Source organism: Curtobacterium sp. NPDC098951, assembly GCF_044759965.1.
In the GTDB taxonomy this organism is placed as follows: Bacteria; Actinomycetota; Actinomycetes; order Actinomycetales; family Microbacteriaceae; genus Curtobacterium.
The window spans coordinates 353,069-375,996 of sequence record NZ_JBIWAG010000002.1; the positions used below are offsets into that span (position 1 = coordinate 353,069).

Here is a 22,928-nt window from a genome sequence, read left to right on the forward strand (position 1 = left end):
GATTCCTCCTGGTGCATGGGACGCGGCGAGGCGCACGGGTGCCCCCTCGCCACGTTTGACCTTTGCACTGTAGGCAGTGCGGGGAGCGCTCACCAAGCCCAGAGGAGATCGGTTACAAATCGGAAACCAAGTTGCACGATCCTTGCGAGAGGATGCAAGATTCGGGCGGATCGCGGACGCCCGGGCGAGATTGTTGCAACCGCATCGAGATGCTTGCATCGACGCACAACTCTGTGCAAGTCGGCATGCAGCGGGGCGCCACGGCGACGCGCCCGGACAGCGGGCGTGCCACCCCGGCACGGCGGTCTGCGCGACCACGGGACGGCGGCGTGCACGCTCCCGGAACGGCAGTGTGCCCCGCCCGGCAGGCCGGACGGGGCACACGGTACTCGGACTCGCGGTCAGGCGAACGCCTCGACCGGCGGGCAGGCGCATACGAGGTTGCGGTCGCCGTACGCCTGGTCGATGCGGCGCACCGGCGGCCAGTACTTCCGTGCGCTGATGCCGGGCAGCGGGTACACCGCCTGCTCCCGCGTGTACGCGTGCGTCCACTCCCCCGAGATCACCGAGGCCGCCGTGTGCGGCGCGTGCACGAGCGGGTTGTCGTCGGCCGGCCACTCGCCGCGTTCGACGGCCGAGGCCTCGGCACCGATGGCGAGCATCGCGTCGACGAAGCGGTCGAGCTCGGCGAGGTCCTCGCTCTCGGTCGGCTCGACCATGAGCGTGCCCGCGACCGGGAACGACATCGTCGGGGCGTGGAACCCGTAGTCGACCAGACGCTTCGCGACGTCGTCGACCGTGATGCCGGTCGTGTCGCGCAGCGGGCGGAGGTCGAGGATGCACTCGTGCGCGACGAGCCCGGACTCGCCCGTGTAGAGCACCGGGAAGGCGTCGCGCAGACGGGCGGCGACGTAGTTCGCGCCGAGCACGGCGGCCTCCGTCGCACGCGTGAGCCCCTCGAGCCCCATCATCCGGACGTAGGTCCACGTGATGGGCAGGATGCTCGGGCTGCCGTACGGCGCCGCGCTGACCGGTCCGCCGGCGTGCGCGTCCCGCCCGGACCCCGGCTCCGCCACCGAGCCCGTGCGGCGGTCGGCGTCCTGCGCGAACGGGTGCCCGGGCAGGAACGGCGCGAGGTGCGACTTCGCCGCGACCGGTCCGACACCGGGACCGCCACCGCCGTGCGGGATGCAGAACGTCTTGTGCAGGTTGAGGTGCGAGACGTCCCCGCCGAAGTCGCCGAAGCGGGCGTGACCGAGCAGCGCGTTGAGGTTCGCGCCGTCGACGTAGACCTGGCCGCCGGCGTCGTGCACGGCGGCGCAGATCTCGCGGATGTCGTGCTCGTAGACGCCGTGCGTGGACGGGTACGTGATCATCAGCGCGGCGAGCCGGTCGCCGTGCTGCGCGGTCTTCGCGCGGAGGTCGTCGAGGTCGACGTTGCCGTTCTCGTCGCACGCGACCACGACGACCTGCATGCCGGCGAGGACGGCCGACGCGGCGTTCGTGCCGTGGGCGCTCGACGGGATGAGGCAGACGGTGCGGGCGTCGTCGCCACGGGACCGGTGGTACCCGCGGATCGCCAGCAGCCCCGCGAGCTCCCCCTGGCTGCCGGCGTTCGGCTGCAGGGAGACGGTGTCGTACCCCGTGACCTCGGCCAGCCAGGACTCGAGGTCACCGATCATGTCGAGGTAGCCCACGACGTCCTCGCGCGGGGCGAACGGGTGCACGTTCGCGAACTCCGGCCAGGTGACCGCGGCCATCTCGGTGGCGGCGTTGAGCTTCATCGTGCAGCTGCCGAGCGGGATCATGCCGCGGTCGAGCGCGTAGTCCTTGTCGGCGAGGTGCTTCAGGTACCGCATCATCCGCGTCTCGCTCCGGTGCGCGCTGAACACCGGGTGCGTCAGGTACTCGCTGGTGCGCCGGAGGGCGTCCGGGAGGCCCGTGGCCGCGTCCCGCACGGCCGTCTCGGTCGCCGGGACGGTCTGGTCCACGGCCCCGAACACGACGGCGAGCGCCGTCACGTCGTCCGGCGTCGTCGTCTCGTCGACGGACAGCTGGAAGGTGTCGGCGTCGACGAGGTGCAGCAGGCGGTCCGCGTCGCGGGCCGCGGCGACGAGCGCGTCGGCGCGTCCGGGGGCGCGGAGCGTGAGCGTGTCGAAGAACGCGTCGTGCACGACCTCGAGCCCGGCGTCACGGGCGACCGCGGCGAGCGCCGAGGTCGTCCGGGCGACGCGGTCGGCGATGAAGCGGAGGCCCTCCGGCCCGTGGTACACGGCGTACATCGAGGCCATGACGGCGAGCAGGACCTGCGCGGTGCAGATGTTGCTCGTCGCCTTCTCGCGGCGGATGTGCTGCTCGCGGGTCTGCAGGCTGAGGCGGTACGCCATCTGCCCGTCGGCGTCGAAGGACACCCCGACGAGTCGGCCGGGGAGCTGGCGCTCGAGCCCGGCCCGGACGGCGAGGTAGCCGGCGTGCGGGCCACCGAAGCCGAGCGGGACGCCGAAGCGCTGGCTCGTGCCGACGGCGACGTCGGCACCGAGGTCACCGGGGCTGGCGAGGAGGGTCATGGCGAGGAGGTCGGCCGCGACGACTGCGATGCCGCCGCCGGCGTGCACGCGCTCGATCGTGGTGGACGGGTCGACGATCCGACCGGACGCGCCGGGGTACTGGACGATCACGCCGAAGGCGCCGTCGAGCTGTTCGTCGCTCGGTCCGGCGACGGGGTCGAACCCGCGCAGCGTGATGCCGACGGCGTCCGCGCGGTGGTCGAGGAGTGCACGGGTCTGCGGGAGCAGGTCGTCGTCGACGAGGAACGCGTCGCCCTTCACCTTCGACGCACGGCGGGCGAGGAGCATGCCCTCGACCACGGCGGTGCCCTCGTCGAGCATCGAGGCGCCGGCGGTGGCCATGCCCGTCAGGTCCGAGACCATCGTCTGGAAGTTGATCAGCGCCTCGAGCCGGCCCTGCGAGATCTCGGGCTGGTACGGCGTGTAGGCCGTGTACCAGCTCGGGTTCTCGAGGACGTTCCGCTGGATCACGGCGGGGGTGTGGGTGCCGTGGTAGCCGAGGCCGATCATCGCGCGGCGGACCGTGTTGCGGGCGGCCTTGGCGCGGAGCTCGGCGAGCGCTTCGGTCTCACCGACGGCGGCGGGGATGGTCGAGTCGACGGTCGGCGCCGCGTGGATCGACTCCGGGATCGCGGCGCGGACGAGGGCGTCGAGCGAGGGCTGCCCGACGGTGTCGAGCATCGTCCGCTGGTCGGCCGGGGTCGTCCCGATGTGCCGGTCGGCGAAGGACGTCTGCAGGTTCTGGAGGTCGCCGGTCATGCGAGGGACGCCCGGTACGCGTCGTGGTCCATGAGGTCCTCGGGGAAGGAGGTGCCCTCCACCTTGATCTTGACGAGCCAGCCGGCGCCGAACGGGTCCTGGTTGACGGTGTCGGGGGCGTCGACGACGGCGTCGTTGATCGCCACGACCTCGCCCTCGATCGGGGCGAAGAGCTCGCCGACGCTCTTGGTCGACTCGATCTCGCCGATCTGCTCGCCTGCGGTGGTCGCGGTGCCGACGGCCGGGAGTTCGACGAAGACGACGTCGCCGAGCTGTTCGGCTGCGTGGTCGGTGATGCCGACGGTGACGGTGTCGCCCTCGACGAGCAGCCACTCGTGGTCGGCCGTGTACTGGAGTGCGGTCTGGTCGGTCATTGCATCAGCCTTTCGAGGCGCGGCGGTAGAAGGGGAACGCGGTGACGGTGCTGGGGATGGCCGTGCCCCGCACGTCGATGTGGAGGACCTGTCCCTCGGTGGCGAGGGCCGGGTCGACGAAGGCCATGGCGACGGGGTGGCCGATCGTCGGTGACAGCGCACCGGACGTCACGGTGCCGACGACCTCGCCCTCGTGGACGACGTCGTACCCGGCGCGGGGAGCGCGACGCCCCTCGGTGACGAGGCCCACGAGCACGCGGGCACCGTCGGCCGGTGCGACGCCGGTGGCACCGACGAAGTCGCCCTCCTTGGCCACGACCCGGCCGAGGCCGGCCTGGGCGGGACGGACGTCGGTGCCGAGCTCGTGCCCGTAGAGCGGCATGCCCGCCTCGAGCCGGAGGGTGTCGCGGGCGGCGAGCCCTGCGGGGACGACCCCGCGGTCGGCGCCGGCCTCGAGCAGGGCGTCCCAGAGCGCTCCGGCGACGGACGGGTCGCAGTAGACCTCGAAGCCGTCCTCGCCGGTGTAGCCGGTGCGGGCGACGAGGACCTCGGCACCGTCGAACACCGCGTGCAGCGCCCGGTAGTACCCGAGCTCGTCGAGGGGGCTCTCCGGCTGGAGCCGGTCGGCGACGACGAGCGCGTCGAGCGTCCCGGCAGCTGCCGGGCCCTGGATCGCGACGAGCGCGGTGGTGTCCGAGTCGTCCGACACCTCGACGTCGAAGCCGTCCGCCCGTGCGGTCAGGGCGTCCACCGCGACCTGCCGGTTCGACGCGTTCGCGACGACCAGGAAGACGTCCTCGTCGGTGCGGTAGACGACGAGGTCGTCGAGGATCCCGCCGTCCTCGGCGAGCAGGAGCGAGTACTTCGCCCGCCCGACCGGCATCGCCCCGAACGATCCGGCGAGGGCGTGGTCGAGGAAGGCGACGGCAGCGTCACCGGTCACCCCGATCTCGGCCATGTGCGAGAGGTCGAAGACGCCGGCGGCCTGACGCACGGCATGGTGCTCGGCGAGGTCGGACGAGTACCGGACGGGCATCCGGTACCCGGCGAAGTCGGTGAAGGTGGCGCCGGCCGCCTCGTGGGCGGGTTCCAGCGGCGACGAGCGCAGTGGGGACGTTGGCATGAACGGAGTTCTCCTGGCATCGGCAGGACCCGACGACCGTCGTCGGGCGGAACTCCCCCTCTGTCATGGGCCTGAGAGTTTCACCGCGGCCCGTGAGGTCCGGCGGCTTTCACCGTGGGCGAGCCACGGACCGACCCGGTGGGGGCTTCGTGGCTGCTTTTCAGAGTGGCCTGTCCGCTGCGGTGTGGGACCTGAGAGATTGTCGGGGGGATTGCTCCTTCGGTGCCGTGCAGGGTGCCCAGGGCACCGCACGACGTCTCCCGCGACGGATGAACGGCCGGTCTTCAGTTGTCCGGGCCGATCATACCGACCCCGCGTTTCGGGCATGTGTCGGATCCAGGGGTTCGACATCTCGTAGAATGCCCGGATGGCAGGTCAGCGATCACGCCCCAGGGGGCAGCTCGAGCAGGCGGTGCTCGACGCACTGTGGTCGGCGGACGGCGGGCTCAGCGCACGCCAGGTCCTCGACGCCTTCCCGGAGCCCCGGCCCGCGTTGACGACCGTGCTCACCGTGCTCGACCGGCTCGGTCGCAAGGGGCAGGTGGAACGACAGCAGCACGACGACGCCCCGCTCACCTTCCGCGCGACGAACAGCAGGGAGGAGCAGACCGCCTCGCTCATGTCGAACGCCCTCGCCGCCGCGACCGACCGCGAAGCCGCCCTGCTGCAGTTCACCGGCTCGCTCGCCTCCGACGACCTCGACGTCATCCGCCGCGCCCTCGACGCCCGAGCCCGTTCCTGACGGTCCCGCTGTCGTGGTCGTCTCCGGAGTCGTCCTCATCGCGCTCGCCCTCGCGGTGGTGGTCCTCGCGCCCCGGGTGCTGACCCGCTCCGCGTGGACGATCGACCGGCCGCGCACCGCGCTGGTGTGCTGGTCGCTCGCCGTGCTGCTCGGGGTGGTCGGCTTCGTCGCCGGCATCACCCTCCTCGTCGTGGCGAACCGTCCGATCACCGACCCGCTCGGTCTCGGTGACTCCCCCACGCACGGCCTCAACGTCGGGGTCGCCCTGCTCGCCGTGCTCGCGTTCGTCGTCGCCGTGCGCGTCAGGCCGGGGCCCGAGCACGAGGCCGTGCGCGAGGCGATGCGCTCCGGTGCCGCGCCGCACCGCGAGATCGACGGCACGCCCGTGTCCGTCGTCGAGGCGGACCACGCGCTCGCCTGCGCCGTGCCGGGCCGGGCCGGTGGCGTGCTCGTGAGCACCGGGCTCGCGGACCGCCTGCGCACCGACGAGCTCGAAGCGGTGGTCGCCCACGAACGCGCCCACCTCACCCAGCACCACGCGGTCGCGGTCGCCATCGCGGAGTCGATCGAGCGTGCGGTGCCGTGGGTACCCGGCGCGCGCGCCATGGCGCGGTCGACGCGCGTCCTCGTGGAGTTCGCCGCCGACGACGCCGCGGCCCGACGCGTCGGACGCGACGCGCTGCGTCGAGCGGTGCTGGTGGCGGACGCGACGAGCGCGCTCGGGGCGATCCGCGCCTCCCGTCTGGGGTCCTGACGCGTGTCGGTGGCGAGGCATATGGTGGTCGCACCGTGAAGCCACTGACCGAAGCAGACATCCGTTCGTCGTTCGTCAACGCCACCCCGGACGAACTCGCCCAGCTGCCCATCCCGGGTCTCCACGAGATGCTGTGGGACGAGCGCGAGTTCCTCGGGTGGCGCGACCCGCAGGCCGCTCGTCGCGGCTACATCGTGTCGTGGATCGACGACCGACCCGTCGGGATCGTCGTGCGGTCGGCCGGCGGATCACTGCGCGCGGGCATCGCCGCGATGTGCTCGTTCTGCCACTCCCCGCAGCCGGCGACGCAGGTGCGCCTGTTCTCCGCCGCCCGTGCCGGAGAGTCCGGTCGGAACGGCAACACCATCGGCTCCTACATCTGCGAGGACCTCGGCTGCTCCATGCTGATCCGGACGGCACCGCCGCACCTCAACCCTCCGGCGACGATCGCGATGCGCGGCGAAGCGCTCCTGCAGCGGGTGCGGAACTTCACCGAGGACGTCGCGAAGACCGCGTGAGCCGGTTCAGCACCGCCCGGTGGGCCGTCGTCGAGGAACTCGGTGACGGCCGGTGGCGGCTGACCCTGCACGACGAGGCCGACGACGAACTCGGTGCGATCGGACTCGGGGTCGAGGGTCCGTGGGACCCGGACGTCGAACCGCACGTGGGATTCGTGCTCGCCCAGCTCGGGCTGACCCTGCGCGGCGCGCGGCCCTGGCGGGTGGACGAGCTCGGGGACCAGCGGGCGCCGGTGCTACCGCTGGCGTGACCGGCGCCGCAGCAGTCACTCCGCCGCGGCGACGAAGTTCCGCAGGATCTCGCGGTCGTCGTCGGCGCGGGCGGCCCAGACGAGCTCACTCCGATGCTCGTCCGCCTCGAGCGGCAGCAGCACGACCGTGTCCGGAGCGGCGAGGGTCGCGCTCTCCGGTGCGACCGTGACCCCGAGGCCCGCTCCCACGAGGTGCAGCACCGTGGCCCAGGTGGTGGCCTCCTGCACGACCACGGGTCGCCTGGCGCCCGACACCACCGGCGCGAGGTTCCGTTCCATGGCGACCGAGCCGGCCTCGGCCGGGAAGAACACGAACGGGTCGTCGAGCAGCTCCGGGCCCCGGATCGACGACCGCGCGGCGAGGCGGTGCCCGCTCGGGACCGCCGCCACGAACCGCTCGCTGCGGAACGGCAGGAAACGCACCCCCGGGTCGGGATCGGGGTCGCGCAGGACGGCGAGGTCGAGTTCCCCGCGGACGATCCGGGCGAGCAGCGTCGACGAGTAGCCCTCGGTGAGTTCCACGCGGACGAGGGGGTAGCGCTCCCGGAACACCTGGACACGCTCGATGGGGCCGAGCGGCAGGGCGGAGACGACGAACCCGACGTCGAGGCGACCGGCCTCGCCGCGACCGACCCGGACGGTCTCGTCGAGGTCCCGGCGCGCCTGGGCCAGGAGCGATCGCGCGCGACCCTGCAGCGACCGGCCCGCCGCGGTGAGGGCCACGCTGCGACTCGTCCGGGCGAAGAGGTCGACGCCGAGCGCCTGCTCCGTCCGCCGGATCTGCTGCGACAGCGCGGGCTGGGCGATCCGGAGCGCCCGGGCGGCCCGGCCGAAGTGCAGCTCGTCGGCCACGGCGAGGAAGGCACGTAGCTGGCGGAGGTCGACCTCGGGTTCCCGATCCATGCACTGAGCGTATCGATCGACACGAACGAGTATTGGACGGCACTCGGCCCGAGTCCGAGGATGGGTCCATGCCCGATGCGACCACCGACGCCGTCCTCATCACCGACATCGCCTCCGCCGCCGACGCCGAGGCGTTCCGTGTCCTCAACGAGGCGTGGATCAGCCGGTTCTTCACGCTCGAGGACGAGGACCGGAAGCTCCTGGGCGACCCGCTCGGGCAGATCGTCGAGCCCGGTGGCGCGGCCTTCATCGCACGGCTCGGATCGGACGGGCCGGTCATCGGCTGCGTCGGCATCGCGCCCGTCGGGCCCGGGGTGTTCGAGCTGGTCAAGATGGCCGTCTCGCCCGAGCACCAGGGGCACGGCACCGGCCGGAAGCTCATCGCCGCGGCGCTCGAACGTGCCCGGGCGATCGGTGCGCACCGGGTGGTGCTGGAGAGCAACGCGCAGCTGGCCAGCGCGGTGCACCTGTACGAGGCGTTCGGGTTCCGGCACCTCGGCCACGACGAGGTCGCGCCGAGCCCCTACGCGCGCGCCGACGTCCACATGGCGCTCGACCTCTGACCCGCCGACCGGCGCGACCGAGCCGGCCGGCGCGACCGGCGCGTCCGGGCCGAGCGCCGCGTCCGGGCCGGCCGGCGCGTCCGGCGCGTCCGGCGCGTCCGGGCAGCCGGTACGCTCGCGGCATGGCGACACACGAGGTGCAGGCCGTCCGCGAGCGCGGCGCGTGGCAGGTGTTCATCGACGGGTTCCTGGTGACCGAGGTCACCCGGTGGCCGTCCGTCGGGTTCGTCGCCCGCGAGTGGATCGCGCTCACCGACGAGGTGCCCGCGCGCGAGGTCGACATCACGATCCGCGTGGTCGGCCGCAACCAGTACGTGGCCTGACGTCCCCCGTCAGCGAGCAGCTGCGACGAGCTGCTGCGCCCGTTGGTGCGACACGTGGAGCAGCGGGCCGATCTCCCGCACGGTGAGCCCGGACTCGTGGAGGACCAACGCCGCAGCTGCGGTCTCCCTCGCCGCCTCGACGCGCGCACGCTCGGATTCCTCCCGAAGCGCCCGGGCACGGTCCAGGTGTGCCTGCGCCGCTTCGGGCATCGCCACCTCGACGACGAGCTCGAACGACTCCGGATCACGGTCGTCGTTCATCAGCGAGAGCCAATCGCGAGCCATGAGCTCGATCTCGCGTTCGCGCTTTGCCTGCGTCCGGACGACCCCGTCGATCGAGATCACCCAGTACTTCGTGCCTCGTTCGGCTCGTACCGTGTGTCGGCTCATCGTCGGCCATCTCCTTGTCGTTCGCATTCGCGGAGGATGCTGCGCGCCGTCAGCTCCTCCACATCTCGGCGTCTCGGGACGGCGATCGTGTTCGGACCGAACCGGAACAGGTCGTGACGCCCGCCGTGGCGCTGGAACACGAACCCGACACCCTGCTCGTCGGCTTTCCGAGCAAGCCGGCGGAGCAACTCCGTGCGCCTCACGGTAGTTGCCCAACTGTCGGTAGGCAACTCTGTCTAGTCCCGTTGGACAAGTGAGATCCGTGTGGTCGCATGCACCGACCGTGACGGGCCACGGACCGCTGCGCCGGAGCAGCGACACCACCGGTGGACAGGTGAGGCCAGCGGGGCGCTGTGGAGGAATGTCTGGGCACGGGCCGACGCCGCGCGCTGCGACCGTCTGCGCGACCTGCACGGACCGTTCGTGGCGTCCTCGGCTCGCCGCCTCATCGAGGCGCGCCGGACCGAGCAGCCGACCCGCGCCTCCAGGGCGACGGCAACAGCCGACAGCCGACAGCCGACAGCCGACAGCCGACAGCTGACGGCTCACACCCACCCGCCGCTCACGCGACGTGCCAGACCAATCCCTCCTGCGCACTGGACGGGTAAGCCGCGGCGATCCGCAGCACCGCCTCGCGCAGCGTGTCCGGCGAGCACGCGAGGTTCAGCCGCGCGAAGCCGCGCCCCTGCGACCCGAAGCCGAGTCCGGAGTTGAGCGCGACGTAGGCGTGCTCCCGGAGTGGCACCGCCGGGTCGTCGCCCAGCCCGATGCCGCGGAAGTCGAGCCACGCCAGGTAGCCCGCTCGCGGTCGGGTGTACACGACGCCGGGCAGGTGTTCGGCGAGCAGGGAGCCGAGCAGTCGCTCGTTCGCGACGATCCGGGCGACCACGTCGTCGAGCCAGTCCGTCGCCAGGCTGAACGCCGCGAGGTTCGCGTGCAGCCCGAGGATGCTCGTGCGGCAGGCGACCTCCTCCCACAGCGTGTCGAGGAGCGCTGCCGTCCGTGCGTCCCCGGCGACGATGATCGAGCACTTCACGCCGGCGAGGTTCCAGCCCTTGCTCGCACTCGTGACGCAGATGCTCCGCGCACCAGCGGGTTCGGCGACCGCGGCGAACGGGGTGAACCGGACGCCGGGGTGCGTCAGCGGTGCGTGGATCTCGTCGCTGATGACGAGGACGTCGTACCGTGCGGCCAGTTCGGCGAGCGCCACGAGGTCGTCGTGGTCGTGCACGAGGCCGACGGGGTTGTGCGGGTTGCAGAGCAGGAAGACGCGGACGCCGTCGGCGAAGGAGCGCTCGAGCGCCTCGAGGTCGAGCCGGTACACGCCCCACTGTTCGAGCAGGGGGACCTCGGCGACCTGACATCGGGCCTCTTCGACGAGCTCGAAGAACGGCGGGTACACCGGCGGGGTGATCGCCACGCGGCCACCGTCGGGCAGGGCGAGCCGCAGCGACTCGACGATCCCGACGCTCACGTCCGTGGCCAGGTAGACCCGGGCCGGGTCGACGTCCCAGTCCCACCGGTCCTTCGCGAACGCGGCGAACGCCGGTGCGAGCGGGCCGGGGCCGTCGAGGTAGCCGAGGTCGGACTGCTGCACCCGCTCGATGAGCGCCTGCCGGATCGCCGGCGCGACCTCGTGGTCCATCTCGGCGACGAACAGGGGCAGCACGTCGGGCGCGTACCGCGTCCACTTGATGCTCGTGCGGACCCCTCGGAGCGTGCCGACCGGGTCCTCCTCGTCGTGCGCCATGCGTCCCAGCATGCATCGGACTGGAGGCGCGGCGCGAGTCCGGCCGTCATCCTGCGTCGCGCGGGGGCCACGCCGCGCGGGGGCCGGCGCTGCGGCCGGGGGCCGCGTTGCGGCCGGGGGCCGGATCGCATCGTGAGCAGAAGTGGTCGGGTTGCCTGCGCCGACCCGACCACTTCTGCTCACCAGATGCGCGTCACGCCCTCGGCTCGGGCTCGACCGCCAGCCAGAGCTCGGCATCCGCGCTACGACCGTCGGGGGCGAGCCGGACACGAGCGATCTCCGGCGCCGCCACGAGACGGTAGGGGTTGGCGGGCAGCCACTCCCCGAACGCCTGCGGCCACAGCGCCTGGATCGCTCCGGGCACCGATCCCGAGCCGGAGAACACCACCCACGTCGCTGCCGGCACCTCGATGACGTCGAGGCCCGGTGCGCTCTCGACCGAGGTGGCGGCGACGACGGAGTAGCGGAGTCGACTGCCGTCCGCGCGCCCCTCGGTGAACGCATCGGACACCGAGAGCACGCCCGACGGCTCCTGGTCGGACAGCCCGGCGATGCGCGCTCGGTCCTCCGGAGTGATGCTGCGTTCGAAGGCCTGGATCGCGTCGTTCGGCCCCTCGTACACGAGCGGGACACGGGTCGAGCGTCCGATGAGACGGAAGGCGGGTTTCTGGACGAGGCGGTACTGCACGGGAGTGCTCCCTTCGACGGTGAGACGGAAGGACAGCCGACCCTGCGACCGGAGGACGGCGCCGGGCTCGCGCGCCTCCTGTGGCCCGATGCCGTGCACGGCTCGGAACGCCCGCCCGAACGCATCGGCCGAGCCGTACCCGAAGCGTGCGGCGACCTCCGAGACGGTCGTCGTCCCCGAGGCGACGACGGCGGCGGCGAGCGTCATCCGGCGACGCCGGACGTAGTCGGAGAGCGGCATGCCGGCGAGCGCGGAGAACACCCGCCGGAAGTGGTACTCGCTCGTCCCGGTGATGCGCGCGAGCTCGTCCACGGCGAGCACCGTGTCGTCCGGGCCGCCGTCGAGGTGTTCCTCGACCGCGGCGATCGCCTCGTTCCAACGCTCCATGTCGGTGTCCTTCCTGGTGGTGTCCTCGACGCTACGGTGACGTCGCGCGACGGACACGATGATCCCTGCCCGGGTTGGTCGGCCTACTGTCTGGGTCATGAGCACGAGCACCGCCGACAAGGCGACCACCCTCAAGCAGCTGCACGAAGCCCCGGAGATCCTCCGGGTCGTCAACGTCTGGGACGCGATCAGCGCGAAGGTCGTCAGCGACCTGCCGGAGACGAAGGCGATCGCCACCGCCGGGCACTCCATCGCCGCCTCGCACGGGTACGAGGACGGCGGGATGCCGCTCGACGTCGCCCTCGCCGGGGCCGCGACCGTCGCCGCCGCCACGGACCTGCCCGTCACGGCGGACCTCGACGACGGCTACGCGGACCCGGCCGAGACGATCCGGCGCGCGATCGCTGCGGGGATCGTCGGCGCGAACGTCGAGGACCGCCTGCGTCCCTTCGACGAGGCCGTCGCCCGCGTCGCCGCCATCACCGCCGCCGCCCAGGCCGAGGGCATCGACTTCCAGCTCAACGCCCGTACCGACGCCATCGCCCGCGGTGGGGACCGTCCGATCGAGGAGAGCATCGCGGACGCCATCGCCCGCGGCAAGGCGTTCCTCGACAACGGTGCCGCGCTCGTGTTCGTGCCGGGAGCCGTCCAGCGGGACGTCGTCGAGCAGCTCGTCGCCGGCCTCGGCCGCGGCAAGCTGTCCGTGATCGGCCTGCCCGGCGCCCTGCCCGCCGCCGAGTACGAAGCCCTCGGGGTGGCCCGCATCTCGTACGGGCCGCTCACCCAGCGCGTCGCACTGCGCGCGCTCCGCGACCTGGCGACCGACCTGTACGGCGGTGGCGTCGTGCCGGAGGACACCCCGACCCTGAACTGAAGCAACAGTCGGCCTGGAGGCGCGGTGCCAGCTGGCACCGCGCCTCCCGTCCGACGGCCGGTCACCTCCGCTAGCGTCGTGCCATGACCCTGGACGTCGACGCACTGCTCGCACCGCCCTCCCCCGTGGCCGCGCGGGCGCTCGACGTCGTGCGGGCGTGGTCCTCACCGGCGCTGGTGAACCACTGCCTGCGTTCGTGGGCCTGGGCCGTGCTCCTCGCGGAGTCCGAAGGGCACGAGCCGGACCGTGAGCTCCTCTTCGTCGCGACGATGCTGCACGACCTCGGTGTGACGCCCTCGTTCGACGCCCACGCCGTCCCGTTCGAGGAGGCCGGCGGTGCCGTCGGCAGCGTCTTCGCACGCGGTGCCGGATGGGACGCGCTCCGCGCCCGTCGCGTCGGCGAGGTGATCGAGCGGCACATGTGGACGTCGGTCGACCCCGCGCTCGACGTCGAGGGGCACCTGCTCGAGGTCGCGACCTCGCTCGACGTCTCCGGGGCCGGGTTCTCCCGCTGGAAGGCATCGGACCTCGGCGCCGTCACCGCGGCCGTCCCCCGCCTCGACTTCTCCGAGGCGTTCCACGGGCTGGTCCACGAGCAGGCCGGTCGGAAGCCGTCCTCGTCCGCCGCCCGCCTGGACGGCTCGGGCAACGTGGCGGCCGGCGGCACCCGCTGGCGATCATTCCTGGACAATCCGTCCGCCATCCACTAGTCTGTTCACTTGGTGCACTGCAGCGAACCCATCTGACTCGCGCACACCGACCCGTCTCGAAGCCGACTCACCCGAGTCGCATTCCCGCGAGACCCCGCTCGATCCGAACGGACGAGCTGCACGTCGAAGCTCGACGTGCGCGCCCCGCACTCGATGCGTCGCGCCGGACTCAGCCGTCCGCCGACACCGAGTCGCCCTGGCGCCGAACGACCAGGAAGTACCGCAACACCATGACCAGCAACGAACGCATCACCATCATCGGCACCGCCCTCGCGGCGCCGACCGTCTCCCCCGACCGCATCGCCGAGTTCGGGGTCCGTGACGAGCACTCGCAGCGCGAGTACCTCGTCCGCATCCCGGCCGACGACCTCGGTCTCTTCATCACCCGTGGCGCCCGCGTCGACATCGACGGCGAGGCCGGCTGGACCGTGCCCGGTCGCTCGTGGCGCGGCGAGGCGAGCCGCACGCTCGTGCAGGCACAGTCCGTCCGCGGCGGCGAGCTCGCGCTCGCAGCCTGACACCAGCGCCCCACCACACGAAGGCCGTCGAGCACTGCTCGGCGGCCTTCGTCGTACGCCCGGTCAGTCGGTGTCGTCCGCACCGGCGAACCGGTGCCCGCCGTCGACGTCGACCGGTCGTTCGGTCCCCGCCCGCGTGGCAGCGTCACGCAACCGTCGGATGAAGTCGTGGTCCTCGGGTTCGAGCTCGTCGTCCGGTGCCGCACTCACGGTCAGTTCGCTCGACGGCCCGACCAGCACCGTCGTCCGGGTCACCGAGCCGTCGTCGGCCACCGCCGGGATCGCAACGGTGTCCGTCCGAGCATTGGCACCGAGGACCGCCGCGTAGTCCGCGACCGCATCGGCGATCGCGTCGCCTGTGAGGATCCGGCTGCCGTCGTAGTGGATGTACTTCACGTTGCCTCCTAGCGTCCTGACGGTAGGAGGGCGTGATGCACGCGGGCCGGACGAGCGCGTTCCGTGGCCAAACGAGGGGCGTTCCGGACCGGCTGAGGCCACGAACATCCGGAATGTCCGGGCCGCCGCCGTGCTGCCAGCCATCGTGGTCCGATGCGTGTCGAAGACAGTGCCGCCCTGATCCGCTCGGCTCGCGATGACGTTCTGATGTCGAGGGCATCGCTCGCACGGGCAGCCCGGCTCCCGGCATCCACGATCGCGGCGTTCGAAGGAGGGAAAGCGCGCCCCTCGGAAGCGGTGTTCCGGAGGATCCTCCGCGCGGCACGTCTCCGACCGAGCATCCCGCTCGCCTTCTACGCCGACGATGTCCTCGCCGAGGCTCGCCGGTTCCGACTCCGGGACGTCCGTGTGTTCGGGTCCGTGGTGCGCGGCCACGACACCGAGACGAGCGACATCGATCTGCTGGTGTCCATCACCTCGACGACGTCACTCTTCGACCTGGGCGGCTTCGCCCATGCTGTCGAACAGATCACGGGGTTCCCCGTCGACCTGCTGGCGGACGACCTCGACGACGACGAGCAGTTCCGCCACGTCCTCGTCGAGTCCGTACCGCTCTGAACGCTGTGGGTCAGTACTCGCCCTTGACGACGAAGTACGAACCGCGGATCGTCCCGGCGAGCTTCGACTTCTGCCGGGCGAACTTGAACCCGGACAGCTCGTCGGGTACCTCCATGCCGTCCGAGAGCTTGAAGCCGACCGCGCGCTTGCCGCCCGGCTCCAGCGTGTAGAGGACGTTCACGGCGAGCCCTGACTCGTAGAAGACGTGGGTCCAGCGGATCCCGTCGACGAAGGCCTCGGTGGCCTCGAGCGGCTTCGACGCGATGACCAGCCCGCGTTCGTCCTGCAGGACCTTCGTGACGTAGTCGACCAGGTCGGGGACGTCCTCGGCAGGGTGGGTCGTGAGGACGTGGTCGTACTTGTTCTTGAAGTAGCGGGCCTCGTTCGCCCGCAACCCGGCGAGTGCCTCCGCGACCGGCGAGGACTCCAACCCGACGGTGGACACGTGCTCGAAGTCGACGACGTACGACATGGGGCCTCCTGGTGCTGGACTCGAGGCCAAACTAGCGCGGCGACGTGGACGGAGTCCGCGTCAGACGAGCTTCTCGAACACCATCGTCGCCTGGATCCGGTCGCCGCCCCCGAACCCCGTGCTGCCCGACGACGACGTGGTGATCGTGTGCAGCCGGTAGCCGAGCGCCGCCTGCGCGTTGATCGCACGCTCGAGTTCCGTGAGGTTCCCCGACCCAGTCCCAAAGAACTTCTCCTTGAGCACGACCTGCAGCACGACGTAGCTCATTCCCGCCGGAGCCGGTCGGGGCTGGCCGCCGGCCGAGGCCTCGGCCTGGATGCGGTCGATCAACCCGCCCACGCCGGGCGCGGGCGCCGCCGCGGGCTGCACCTGCTCCGTCCACGCGGCGCCGTCCCACCACCGCATCGTGCCGGAACCGTCGTCGTACCAACCCGCCTGTGCGTTCGTCATGACCCCGTCGATCAGTTGTTGAAGCGGAACTCCACCACGTCGCCGTCCTGCATGACGTAGTCCTTGCCCTCGATCCGGGCCTTGCCGTGCGCACGGGCCTCGGCGATGGAACCGGCGGTCATGAGGTCCTCGAACGAGATGACCTCGGCCTTGATGAAGCCCTTCTCGAAGTCGGTGTGGATGACACCGGCAGCCTGGGGCGCCTTCCACCCCTTGCCGATCGTCCACGCCCGGGCCTCCTTCGGACCGGCCGTCAGGTAGGTCTGCAGCCCGAGGGTGTCGAAGCCGATGCGGGCCAGCTGGTCGAGGCCGGACTCGGTCTGCCCGGTCGACTCGAGGAGTTCCGCGGCGTCTGCCGGGTCGAGCTCGATGAGCTCGGACTCCACCTGCGCGTCGAGGAAGACGGCCTGGGCGGGAGCGACAAGCGCGGCCAGCTCGGCCTTGCGCGACTCGTCGGTGAGGATCGCCTCGTCGACGTTGAAGACGAAGATGAACGGCTTGGCCGACAGCAGCCCGAGCTCGGCGATCGGTGCGAGGTCGATCGAGGTGGCGGACAGGAGCGTGCCCTGCTCGAGCGCTGCCTTGGCCTCGCGCGCGGTCTCGAGCACGATCGGCTCGGCCTGCTTGAGCTTCACGGTCTTCTCGTACCGCGGCAGGGCCTTCTCGATCGTCTCGAGGTCGGCGAGGATCAGCTCGGTGTTGATGACCTCGAGGTCGTCCTTCGGGGACACCTTGTTCGCCACGTGCACGACGTCGTCGTCGGTGAAGCCGCGGACGACCTGCGCGATGGCGTCGGCCTCGCGGATGTTGGCGAGGAACTTGTTGCCGAGCCCCTCGCCCTCGCTCGCGCCCTTGACGATGCCGGCGATGTCGACGAACGACACGGGGGCCGGCACGGTCTTCTCGGAGTTGAAGAGCGTCGCGAGCTGGTCCAGCCGCGGGTCCGGCAGGTTCACCACGCCGACGTTCGGCTCGATCGTCGCGAACGGGTAGTTCGCGGCGAGGACCTGGTTCTTGGTCAGGGCGTTGAACAGGGTCGACTTGCCGACGTTCGGGAGACCGACGATTCCGATGGTGAGTGCCACGGGAGGACAGCTTACCGGCGGCCGCCAGCCGGGGCCGACCCGCGCCTCCAGCCCGATGCCTCAGCGACCCGCGTGATCGCGCGCTCGACGACGTCGAGGACGTCGGTCTGCAACCGCTGCGAGCGCCGCCAGTCGCCGCGCACCTGCAGCGCGTGGTCGGCACCGCCGACGGTCTGGAGGCGCGCGGCCGTCCCCGACGCACGCTCGGGCCGCCACATGGTGTCGACCCCACCCCCGATGGCGACGTGCTCGTCACCCGCGTCGGCGAGGGAACGAGCAACGTCGTCGTGCGTCAGCACCGGCGTGAGCCAGATGCCTGCGACCCCGTTCCGGACCGCCCACGGCAGGGCGAAGCACCCGAAGGACTTCGCGACGACGAGGTCGGGCAACCGGCCGCCGAGCGCGTCAGCGACGGCGGCCTCGACGAAGCCGACGGGATCGGTCGCAGCACGGTCGTCGACGTCCCAGCCGGGCGCGACGACCTCGCACCCGGCCGCGGTGGCGATCTCGCGGGACCACCAGAGCAACGGTGCCTGCTGGCCGTAGCCGGACCCGGCGAGCACGAGGACGAGCGGCGGTCGGTCGGTGCGGTTCCCCATCCGCCCACCGTACGGCTGGGACCGCCGACCCGGCCGCAACGCCGGGGCGGCTTCCAGCGATGTCGGCGCCGCGTGCGACCATCGGAGCCGTGCCGTTGAACTTCACCGCGATCGACTTCGAGACCGCGAACAGCTCGCCCGCCAGCGCCTGCTCGGTCGGACTCGTCAAGGTCCGTGCCGGCAGGGTCGTCGAGCGGGCGTCCTGGTTCATCCGGCCGCCGGTGGGGCACGACGCCTTCCTCGAGTGGAACACCCGGATCCACGGCATCGTCGCGTCGGACGTCGTCGGGGCGAAGTCGTGGGAGCAGCAGTACCCCGACATCGTCGCGTTCGCCGAGGGGGACGTGCTCGTGGCGCACAACGCCCGGTTCGACATGGGCGTGATCGCGGGCGGGTGCTCGGCGACGGGGATCGACCTCGCGGAACACCACTCGCTGTGCTCGCTGCAGGTCGCCCGCAAGACCTACACCCTCGACTCGTACCGGCTGCCGATGGCGGCACGGGCCGCCGGGTACGAGGGGTTCCAGCACCACGATGCCGCCGCCGATGCCGAGGCCTGCGCGGCGATCGTCGTGCACGCGGCCGGGCACCACGGCACGGACACGGTCGAGGCGCTGGGTGCCGCGGTCCGGGTCGCCATCGCTCCGGTGCGGGCACGAGCCGAGCAGCCGCGCACGGCTCCGCAGCCGCGACTGTCGAACCGCCCGATGATCTTCGCCGACTGACCCTCCCCGCCGCGCCGTTCCACCGCTACGCTCAGCGCATGGCCGCGACCACCACCATCGAGCGTGACGTCGTCATCGCCGCGCCAGCGTCGACGATCCTGCCGCACCTGTCCGACCTCCACCGGTGGGTGGACTGGTCGCCGTGGGAAGGCCGCGACCCCGAGCTGCACCGCGAGTACGGCGGGACACCCGGCGCGGTCGGCTCCACGTACGCGTGGAAGGGCAACCGCAAGGCCGGCAGCGGCGACATGGTCGTGCGGCGGGTCACCGCGGACGAGGTGGAGATCGGCCTGCGGTTCACGGCACCGTTCGCGTCGTCGAGCACCACCGCGTTCCGGCTCGACGAGGTCCCCGGCGGCACCCGTGTGGTGTGGACGATGACGAGCCCGGTGACGGTGATGTCGAGGATCGTCAACCTGGTGATGAACATGGAGCGGTTCATCGGGGGCGACTTCGAGAAGGGCCTCGCGCGGCTCAAGGTCGTCGTCGAGCGCTGACGACGACCGCACGGCACCGCGGCCGGGACCGCACGAGCCCCGGTGGTGCGGCCGGGACCGCACGAGGCCCGGTGGTGCGGCCGGGACCGCATGAGCCCCGGTGGTATTGTCATGACAATCCCTCGGTGCCGCCGCCGAACCGTACTGCTGAAGGACCGCGATGACCAACGATGGCCAGCTGCCGTCCGACCTGTTCCTGGACCTGGACCGGTCGGGGCCGATGCCCCTGTACTTCCAGGTGGCCTCGCGCATCGAGGAGTCGATCCGCTCCGGCGCCATGCCGCCCGGTGCCCGTCTCGAGAACGAGATCGCCCTCGGTGAGCGGCTCGGACTGTCGCGTCCGACCATCCGCCGGGCGATCCAGGACCTCGTCGACAAGGGCCTGCTGGTGCGTCGCCGCGGGATCGGCACGCAGGTCGTGCACGGCCCCGTGACCCGCAAGGTCGAGCTCACGAGTCTGTACGACGACCTCGCGCAGGGGTCGCAGGCGCCCGCGACGAAGCTGCTCGAACGGAACGACGTCCCCGCGCCGGAGGTCGTCGCCGAGGCCCTCGGCATCGCACCGGGGACCACGGTCGCGCACATCCGCCGCGTGCGCTTCGCCGAGGACGTGCCGATGGCGATCCTCGAGAACTACCTGCCGCCCGAGTTCCTCGAGATCACCGACGACGACCTGCAGTCGCACGGCCTCTACCAGCTGCTGCGCGGCCGCGGCGTGACGATGCGGGTCGCGAAGCAGCGGATCGGTGCCCGTGCCGTCACCGACGAGGAGGCCACGCTGCTCGAGATCGAGGACGGCGACCCGGTGCTGACGATGAGCCGCACGGCCTACGACGCCTCGGGTCGAGCGGTCGAGTACGGCGTGCACTGCTACCGACCGGACCGCTACTCGTTCGAGGTCACGCTCGTCGACAAGTAGGACTCAGGCCGACGGCACGCCGAGCTCGCCGGTCACGTACTGCGCGCGACCGAAGCCGAACGACCAGTCCTCCGGACCGTTCTCGACGTACCCGATGAAGACGTCCTCGGACGCCACCCCGACCGCGGCGAGCCCGTCGTGGATCGCCCGGTAGAGCTCCTGCTTCGCCGCCTGGTCCCGCCCCCGCTGGGTGAAGACCTGGATCATGACGACGCCGTCGGTGCGCTCGAACCCGAGCCCGGCGTCCTCGGCGATGATCTGCTGGGCGGGGTGCTCGGTGATGACCTGGAAGCGGTCGCGGGCCGGGATCCCGTACACATCGACGATGGCGGTGTGGATCGCGTCGGCGATGGCGCGCACGGCCTCGGGGGCGCGGCCGGTGGTGAGGTCGATACGGACGAGCGGCATGGCGCCTCCTGCAGTTCGGGACTTTGTCCTGTCAAAGTACCACGTCGGTGGATCGCGACACCCAGACGGACGGGAGGCGCGGTGCCAGCTGGCACCGCGCCTCCCGTCCGTCCGTCGTGGCCGGCTAGAGCACCGGTGTCGCCGCCTCGTAGGTGAGCGGTCCGTCGACACGCGCGACCTCGTGCCACGCACCGTCGGCGAGCGACGCCTCGGCCGCTTCCACGATCGACGCGGCCGCCAGGCCGTCGGCGACCGACGGCGCGAACTGCTCCCCGCGCCGGACGCTCGCGATGAACTGCGCCGCCTCGACGGTCTTCAGGTCGTCGTACCCCATGGCGGTGCCGGCGCCCGGTTGGAAGCGGGCGAACTCGCCGTCACCCGGGGCCACGTAGTGGGTGGCGTACCCGTCGACCTCCTGCCCGTCGAGGAACACCTCGAGCTCGTTGAGGCGCTGGAAGTCCCACCGGATCGACCCCCGCGTGCCGTAGACCTCGAGCGTGTACTCGGCGTGCGGCCCGCGCATCACCCGGCTGGAGTCCATCGTGCCGACGGCACCGTCCTCGAAGCGGAAGAGGAGCGCCGCGTAGTCCTCGTTCTCGACGGGCTTCCGCTCCCCCGTCGCGGCGGCACTGCGGTCGACGATGCCGGCGCCGGGGAGCGGGCGGTCGGCGATGAAGGTCTCCGCGAGCGCCGTCACGGACGCGATCCGGCCGACGACGTACTGCGCCAGGTCGAGGCCGTGCGAGAGCAGGTCGCCGAGGACCCCCGACCCGGCACGCTCTCGTTCGAAGCGCCAGGTCAGCGGCGCCGCGGGATCGGCCGAGTAGTCGGCGAGGAGCGATCCGCGCACGTTCGTGATCCGACCGAGCCGACCGGTGCGCACCAGCTCCCTGGCGCGTTGGACGGCGGGGGCGTGCCGGTAGTTGAAGCCGACACTCGTGACGACGCCCGCGCGCTGGACGGCCTCGTGGATCGCGCGGGAGTCGCTGGCGTACCGCCCCATCGGCTTCTCGATCCAGAACGGCTTGCCCGCCTCGGCGGCGGCGACCGCCATCTCGCGGTGCAGGAAGTTCGGCGAGCAGATCGACACGACGTCGACCTCGGGGTCGGCGAGGACGTCGTGGAAGTCGGCGACGGCACGGTCGTAGCCGAGCCGCGACGTGGCCTGGTCGCGGGCGGCCTCGATCGGGTCGGCCGCGACGACGAGCCGGGGGTGGACGCCGAGCTCCGGGAAGTGGTCGGGCAGGGCCCGGTAGGCGCGGGAGTGCAGGCGCCCCATCCAGCCGACCGAGATGAGGCCGACCCCGATGGTGGCGGGCGCGGGCACGGGCTCGGGCCCGGGCGCAGCCCCGGGTGCGGGTACGGGCTCGGGTGCGGGTGCGGGTGCGGGTACGGGCTCGGGCCCGGGTGCGGGTGGAGTCGCGGTCATGCTGCCGGCACGATGATGTCGCGTACCAGGGCGTCGAGCTTCGCGTCGGCGTCGAGGAACTGCCGCAGCGTGGTGACCGTCGCCCCGAAGCGGTCGAACTCGTCGATCGTCATGCCGTCGACGTCGTAGCCACGCGCGAACTCCGGCGTGGCCGCACGGAGCGCCGCGATGACCGCTGCCGGGACCTCGTCGTGGATCGCGTCCGGTCGCCACGGGAAGGCGTTGTCGTTGATGTCCTTGGACCATTGGAACGGCGGCGACACGACGAGGTCACCACCCTGGAACTCCGACCACTGCAGCGGGTTCCGGAAGGCGGCGACGAGGACCCGCGACCGGAAGCCACGCTCCTGGAAGACCCGGTAGGCGTGCTTCACCGCGGCGATGCCCGCCCACTCGAGGATGCCGGGGTCGACCATGACGTGCTCGCGCGCCACGACGGTCTTCAGCCAGTCGTCGAACCGGCCCGCCATCAGCGTGACGACGTGACCGAACTCCTGCTGCGGCAGCCCGTCGGCGGCGCGACGATCGAGGGCGCGCTCGATCGCCTCGCCCACGGCCACCACCTGCGGCACCGTGAACGACACCGTGGCGTTGATCGAGACACCGCGGTACGCCGCCTCCTCGATCGCCGCGATGCCGACCTTCGTCGCCGGGATCTTCACGATGATGTTCGGCGCGAGCTGCGAGAACCGAACGGCCTGCTCGACGAGAGCGTCCTGGTCGCGGTGGAACCGCGGATCGGTCTGCATGCTCAGTCGACCGTTGCGGCCGCCGGACGCCTCGAACGCGGGCAGCAGCTGTGCGGCCGCCGCGATCGAGAGCTCCTCGACGGCCTTCCAGCCGATCCAGGACTCCCCCGCCGTCGGGTGCTCGGCGGCGATCTCGCGGATGCGGGGCACCCAGCGCTCGGGGTCCTGCTGGATGCACGTGTAGGCGATCACCGGGTTGCACGTGGCCCCCACCGCCCCGTACTCGTGGATCGCGGTGGCGAGCTCGCGGAGGTCCGCCGAGTCGTTCCACAGGGCGGTCGGGGTCTGGTCCGCGGCCTGCCGGGTGACGGGGCGGGCGTCGGCGTCGGAGGTCGCCGTGGTCGACAGCGTGTCGGTCATCGGGAGGGTCCCTTCGTGATCGTGGCG

28 protein-coding genes and 1 riboswitch are annotated in these 22,928 nt (G+C 71.8%); of the genes, 13 read left to right on the top strand and 15 right to left on the bottom strand.

Annotation, left to right across the window (positions count from 1 at the left end; translation table 11 throughout):
• Window positions 1-401: 401 nt before the first annotated feature.
• The 3 genes from gcvP to gcvT are packed head-to-tail and all read right to left on the bottom strand — an operon-like array spanning window position 402 to window position 4,823.
• Complete coding sequence (gene gcvP / locus ACIQUC_RS06315) at window positions 402-3,326, bottom strand: aminomethyl-transferring glycine dehydrogenase (protein WP_402264541.1); 2,925 nt, start codon at window positions 3,324-3,326, stop codon at window positions 402-404.
• Complete coding sequence (gene gcvH, locus ACIQUC_RS06320; RefSeq protein WP_022906070.1) at window positions 3,323-3,700, bottom strand: glycine cleavage system protein GcvH; 378 nt, start codon at window positions 3,698-3,700, stop codon at window positions 3,323-3,325. The genes gcvP and gcvH overlap by 4 nt, the downstream gene beginning before the upstream one ends.
• Window positions 3,701-3,704: 4 nt before the next feature.
• Window positions 3,705-4,823 carry a glycine cleavage system aminomethyltransferase GcvT gene (gene gcvT, locus ACIQUC_RS06325; protein WP_402264544.1) on the bottom strand — a complete coding sequence of 373 codons (1,119 nt, stop codon included), beginning with the start codon at window positions 4,821-4,823 and terminating at the stop codon, window positions 3,705-3,707.
• Window positions 4,824-4,993: 170 nt separating this feature from the next.
• Window positions 4,994-5,096: riboswitch (glycine riboswitch) on the bottom strand.
• 94 nt (window positions 5,097-5,190) lie between these two features.
• Here gcvT and ACIQUC_RS06330 point away from each other — a divergent pair.
• From ACIQUC_RS06330 to ACIQUC_RS06345, 4 genes are read left to right on the top strand one after another with little or no spacing between them, the layout of a single operon-like run.
• Complete coding sequence (locus ACIQUC_RS06330) at window positions 5,191-5,565, top strand: BlaI/MecI/CopY family transcriptional regulator (protein WP_402264546.1); 375 nt, start codon at window positions 5,191-5,193, stop codon at window positions 5,563-5,565.
• 13 nt (window positions 5,566-5,578) lie between these two features.
• Window positions 5,579-6,319 (top strand): M56 family metallopeptidase, encoded by a 741-nt coding sequence (locus ACIQUC_RS06335; RefSeq protein ID WP_022906067.1) that lies wholly within the window; start codon window positions 5,579-5,581, stop codon window positions 6,317-6,319.
• Between the two features lie 35 nt (window positions 6,320-6,354).
• On the top strand, window positions 6,355-6,837 hold the full coding sequence (locus ACIQUC_RS06340) for an FBP domain-containing protein (RefSeq protein ID WP_402264549.1): 483 nt from the start codon (window positions 6,355-6,357) through the stop codon (window positions 6,835-6,837).
• A complete protein-coding gene (locus ACIQUC_RS06345; protein WP_022906065.1) occupies window positions 6,834-7,088 on the top strand; it encodes a hypothetical protein in 255 nt (84 codons plus the stop codon). Before ACIQUC_RS06340 ends, ACIQUC_RS06345 begins: the two co-directional genes overlap by 4 nt.
• Window positions 7,089-7,103: 15 nt before the next feature.
• Here ACIQUC_RS06345 and ACIQUC_RS06350 read toward each other — a convergent pair whose 3' ends face one another.
• Entirely contained in the window at window positions 7,104-7,991 is an 888-nt protein-coding gene (locus ACIQUC_RS06350) for a LysR substrate-binding domain-containing protein (RefSeq protein WP_402264552.1), read from the bottom strand.
• 68 nt (window positions 7,992-8,059) lie between these two features.
• Between ACIQUC_RS06350 and ACIQUC_RS06355 the strand changes: the two genes are divergently transcribed.
• Both ACIQUC_RS06355 and ACIQUC_RS06360 read left to right on the top strand, forming a co-directional pair.
• The gene (locus tag ACIQUC_RS06355; protein WP_402264555.1) at window positions 8,060-8,554 is read left to right on the top strand and encodes a GNAT family N-acetyltransferase; all 495 of its coding nucleotides are present in this window, start codon (window positions 8,060-8,062) and stop codon (window positions 8,552-8,554) included.
• A gap of 122 nt (window positions 8,555-8,676) precedes the next feature.
• Window positions 8,677-8,877: a hypothetical protein gene (locus ACIQUC_RS06360; RefSeq protein ID WP_402264557.1), complete on the top strand. Its 201-nt coding sequence runs from the start codon at window positions 8,677-8,679 to the stop codon at window positions 8,875-8,877.
• A gap of 9 nt (window positions 8,878-8,886) precedes the next feature.
• Here ACIQUC_RS06360 and ACIQUC_RS06365 read toward each other — a convergent pair whose 3' ends face one another.
• From ACIQUC_RS06365 to ACIQUC_RS06375, 3 genes are all read right to left on the bottom strand, one after another.
• Complete coding sequence (locus tag ACIQUC_RS06365) at window positions 8,887-9,267, bottom strand: hypothetical protein (protein WP_402264560.1); 381 nt, start codon at window positions 9,265-9,267, stop codon at window positions 8,887-8,889.
• A 562-nt stretch (window positions 9,268-9,829) separates the two neighbouring features.
• On the bottom strand, window positions 9,830-11,017 hold the full coding sequence (locus ACIQUC_RS06370; protein WP_402264562.1) for a MalY/PatB family protein: 1,188 nt from the start codon (window positions 11,015-11,017) through the stop codon (window positions 9,830-9,832).
• A 193-nt stretch (window positions 11,018-11,210) separates the two neighbouring features.
• A complete protein-coding gene (locus ACIQUC_RS06375; RefSeq protein ID WP_402264565.1) occupies window positions 11,211-12,092 on the bottom strand; it encodes a helix-turn-helix domain-containing protein in 882 nt (293 codons plus the stop codon).
• A 97-nt stretch (window positions 12,093-12,189) separates the two neighbouring features.
• On the opposite strand from ACIQUC_RS06375, the gene ACIQUC_RS06380 reads away from it, so the two are divergent.
• From ACIQUC_RS06380 to ACIQUC_RS06390, 3 genes are all read left to right on the top strand, one after another.
• The gene (locus tag ACIQUC_RS06380; RefSeq protein ID WP_402264568.1) at window positions 12,190-12,966 is read left to right on the top strand and encodes an isocitrate lyase/phosphoenolpyruvate mutase family protein; all 777 of its coding nucleotides are present in this window, start codon (window positions 12,190-12,192) and stop codon (window positions 12,964-12,966) included.
• 83 nt (window positions 12,967-13,049) lie between these two features.
• Window positions 13,050-13,676, top strand: coding sequence for an HD domain-containing protein (locus ACIQUC_RS06385; protein WP_402264571.1), 627 nt, complete (start codon window positions 13,050-13,052; stop codon window positions 13,674-13,676).
• Between the two features lie 230 nt (window positions 13,677-13,906).
• Entirely contained in the window at window positions 13,907-14,194 is a 288-nt protein-coding gene (locus ACIQUC_RS06390) for a hypothetical protein (protein ID WP_148286865.1), read from the top strand.
• Between the two features lie 63 nt (window positions 14,195-14,257).
• Here the strand turns inward: ACIQUC_RS06390 and ACIQUC_RS06395 are convergent, their stop codons facing one another.
• Window positions 14,258-14,590: a hypothetical protein gene (locus ACIQUC_RS06395; protein ID WP_402264574.1), complete on the bottom strand. Its 333-nt coding sequence runs from the start codon at window positions 14,588-14,590 to the stop codon at window positions 14,258-14,260.
• A gap of 207 nt (window positions 14,591-14,797) precedes the next feature.
• Between ACIQUC_RS06395 and ACIQUC_RS06400 the strand changes: the two genes are divergently transcribed.
• Window positions 14,798-15,208 carry a nucleotidyltransferase family protein gene (locus ACIQUC_RS06400; protein WP_402264576.1) on the top strand — a complete coding sequence of 137 codons (411 nt, stop codon included), beginning with the start codon at window positions 14,798-14,800 and terminating at the stop codon, window positions 15,206-15,208.
• A gap of 10 nt (window positions 15,209-15,218) precedes the next feature.
• On the opposite strand, the gene ACIQUC_RS06405 is transcribed toward ACIQUC_RS06400, so the two are convergent.
• The 4 genes from ACIQUC_RS06405 to ACIQUC_RS06420 are packed head-to-tail and all read right to left on the bottom strand — an operon-like array spanning window position 15,219 to window position 17,814.
• Window positions 15,219-15,680: a phage tail protein gene (locus ACIQUC_RS06405; RefSeq protein ID WP_402264578.1), complete on the bottom strand. Its 462-nt coding sequence runs from the start codon at window positions 15,678-15,680 to the stop codon at window positions 15,219-15,221.
• Window positions 15,681-15,740: 60 nt separating this feature from the next.
• Window positions 15,741-16,130 carry a DUF2510 domain-containing protein gene (locus tag ACIQUC_RS06410; protein WP_402264579.1) on the bottom strand — a complete coding sequence of 130 codons (390 nt, stop codon included), beginning with the start codon at window positions 16,128-16,130 and terminating at the stop codon, window positions 15,741-15,743.
• A gap of 11 nt (window positions 16,131-16,141) precedes the next feature.
• A complete protein-coding gene (gene ychF / locus ACIQUC_RS06415; RefSeq protein WP_022905988.1) occupies window positions 16,142-17,215 on the bottom strand; it encodes a redox-regulated ATPase YchF in 1,074 nt (357 codons plus the stop codon).
• An 11-nt stretch (window positions 17,216-17,226) separates the two neighbouring features.
• A complete protein-coding gene (locus ACIQUC_RS06420; RefSeq protein ID WP_402264582.1) occupies window positions 17,227-17,814 on the bottom strand; it encodes a hypothetical protein in 588 nt (195 codons plus the stop codon).
• 89 nt (window positions 17,815-17,903) lie between these two features.
• Between ACIQUC_RS06420 and ACIQUC_RS06425 the strand changes: the two genes are divergently transcribed.
• From ACIQUC_RS06425 to ACIQUC_RS06435, 3 genes are all read left to right on the top strand, one after another.
• Window positions 17,904-18,539: an exonuclease domain-containing protein gene (locus ACIQUC_RS06425; RefSeq protein ID WP_022905989.1), complete on the top strand. Its 636-nt coding sequence runs from the start codon at window positions 17,904-17,906 to the stop codon at window positions 18,537-18,539.
• Window positions 18,540-18,577: 38 nt separating this feature from the next.
• Entirely contained in the window at window positions 18,578-19,036 is a 459-nt protein-coding gene (locus tag ACIQUC_RS06430) for an SRPBCC family protein (protein WP_402264585.1), read from the top strand.
• Window positions 19,037-19,196: 160 nt separating this feature from the next.
• The gene (locus tag ACIQUC_RS06435) at window positions 19,197-19,955 is read left to right on the top strand and encodes a GntR family transcriptional regulator (RefSeq protein WP_402264588.1); all 759 of its coding nucleotides are present in this window, start codon (window positions 19,197-19,199) and stop codon (window positions 19,953-19,955) included.
• Between the two features lie 3 nt (window positions 19,956-19,958).
• Here ACIQUC_RS06435 and ACIQUC_RS06440 read toward each other — a convergent pair whose 3' ends face one another.
• From ACIQUC_RS06440 to ACIQUC_RS06450, 3 genes are all read right to left on the bottom strand, one after another.
• On the bottom strand, window positions 19,959-20,363 hold the full coding sequence (locus ACIQUC_RS06440; RefSeq protein WP_402264590.1) for a tautomerase family protein: 405 nt from the start codon (window positions 20,361-20,363) through the stop codon (window positions 19,959-19,961).
• A 124-nt stretch (window positions 20,364-20,487) separates the two neighbouring features.
• Window positions 20,488-21,690, bottom strand: a complete 1,203-nt coding sequence (locus ACIQUC_RS06445; protein ID WP_402264593.1) for a Gfo/Idh/MocA family protein — start codon at window positions 21,688-21,690, stop codon at window positions 20,488-20,490.
• A gap of 98 nt (window positions 21,691-21,788) precedes the next feature.
• Window positions 21,789-22,901 carry a transaldolase family protein gene (locus tag ACIQUC_RS06450; RefSeq protein WP_402264596.1) on the bottom strand — a complete coding sequence of 371 codons (1,113 nt, stop codon included), beginning with the start codon at window positions 22,899-22,901 and terminating at the stop codon, window positions 21,789-21,791.
• Window positions 22,902-22,928: the final 27 nt, after the last annotated feature.

Coding starts and splice junctions, on each gene's coding strand:
- gcvP (WP_402264541.1), bottom strand. CDS start 3,326: ATGACCGGCGACCTCCAGAACCTGCAGACGTCCTTCGCCGACCGGCAC.
- gcvH (WP_022906070.1), bottom strand. CDS start 3,700: ATGACCGACCAGACCGCACTCCAGTACACGGCCGACCACGAGTGGCTG.
- gcvT (WP_402264544.1), bottom strand. CDS start 4,823: ATGCCAACGTCCCCACTGCGCTCGTCGCCGCTGGAACCCGCCCACGAG.
- ACIQUC_RS06330 (WP_402264546.1), top strand. CDS start 5,191: ATGGCAGGTCAGCGATCACGCCCCAGGGGGCAGCTCGAGCAGGCGGTG.
- ACIQUC_RS06350 (WP_402264552.1), bottom strand. CDS start 7,991: ATGGATCGGGAACCCGAGGTCGACCTCCGCCAGCTACGTGCCTTCCTC.
- ACIQUC_RS06355 (WP_402264555.1), top strand. CDS start 8,060: ATGCCCGATGCGACCACCGACGCCGTCCTCATCACCGACATCGCCTCC.
- ACIQUC_RS06360 (WP_402264557.1), top strand. CDS start 8,677: ATGGCGACACACGAGGTGCAGGCCGTCCGCGAGCGCGGCGCGTGGCAG.
- ACIQUC_RS06365 (WP_402264560.1), bottom strand. CDS start 9,267: ATGAGCCGACACACGGTACGAGCCGAACGAGGCACGAAGTACTGGGTG.
- ACIQUC_RS06370 (WP_402264562.1), bottom strand. CDS start 11,017: ATGGCGCACGACGAGGAGGACCCGGTCGGCACGCTCCGAGGGGTCCGC.
- ACIQUC_RS06375 (WP_402264565.1), bottom strand. CDS start 12,092: ATGGAGCGTTGGAACGAGGCGATCGCCGCGGTCGAGGAACACCTCGAC.
- ACIQUC_RS06380 (WP_402264568.1), top strand. CDS start 12,190: ATGAGCACGAGCACCGCCGACAAGGCGACCACCCTCAAGCAGCTGCAC.
- ACIQUC_RS06385 (WP_402264571.1), top strand. CDS start 13,050: ATGACCCTGGACGTCGACGCACTGCTCGCACCGCCCTCCCCCGTGGCC.
- ACIQUC_RS06390 (WP_148286865.1), top strand. CDS start 13,907: ATGACCAGCAACGAACGCATCACCATCATCGGCACCGCCCTCGCGGCG.
- ACIQUC_RS06400 (WP_402264576.1), top strand. CDS start 14,798: ATGTCGAGGGCATCGCTCGCACGGGCAGCCCGGCTCCCGGCATCCACG.
- ACIQUC_RS06405 (WP_402264578.1), bottom strand. CDS start 15,680: ATGTCGTACGTCGTCGACTTCGAGCACGTGTCCACCGTCGGGTTGGAG.
- ACIQUC_RS06410 (WP_402264579.1), bottom strand. CDS start 16,130: ATGACGAACGCACAGGCGGGTTGGTACGACGACGGTTCCGGCACGATG.
- ACIQUC_RS06420 (WP_402264582.1), bottom strand. CDS start 17,814: ATGGGGAACCGCACCGACCGACCGCCGCTCGTCCTCGTGCTCGCCGGG.
- ACIQUC_RS06430 (WP_402264585.1), top strand. CDS start 18,578: ATGGCCGCGACCACCACCATCGAGCGTGACGTCGTCATCGCCGCGCCA.
- ACIQUC_RS06435 (WP_402264588.1), top strand. CDS start 19,197: ATGACCAACGATGGCCAGCTGCCGTCCGACCTGTTCCTGGACCTGGAC.
- ACIQUC_RS06440 (WP_402264590.1), bottom strand. CDS start 20,363: ATGCCGCTCGTCCGTATCGACCTCACCACCGGCCGCGCCCCCGAGGCC.
- ACIQUC_RS06450 (WP_402264596.1), bottom strand. CDS start 22,901: ATGACCGACACGCTGTCGACCACGGCGACCTCCGACGCCGACGCCCGC.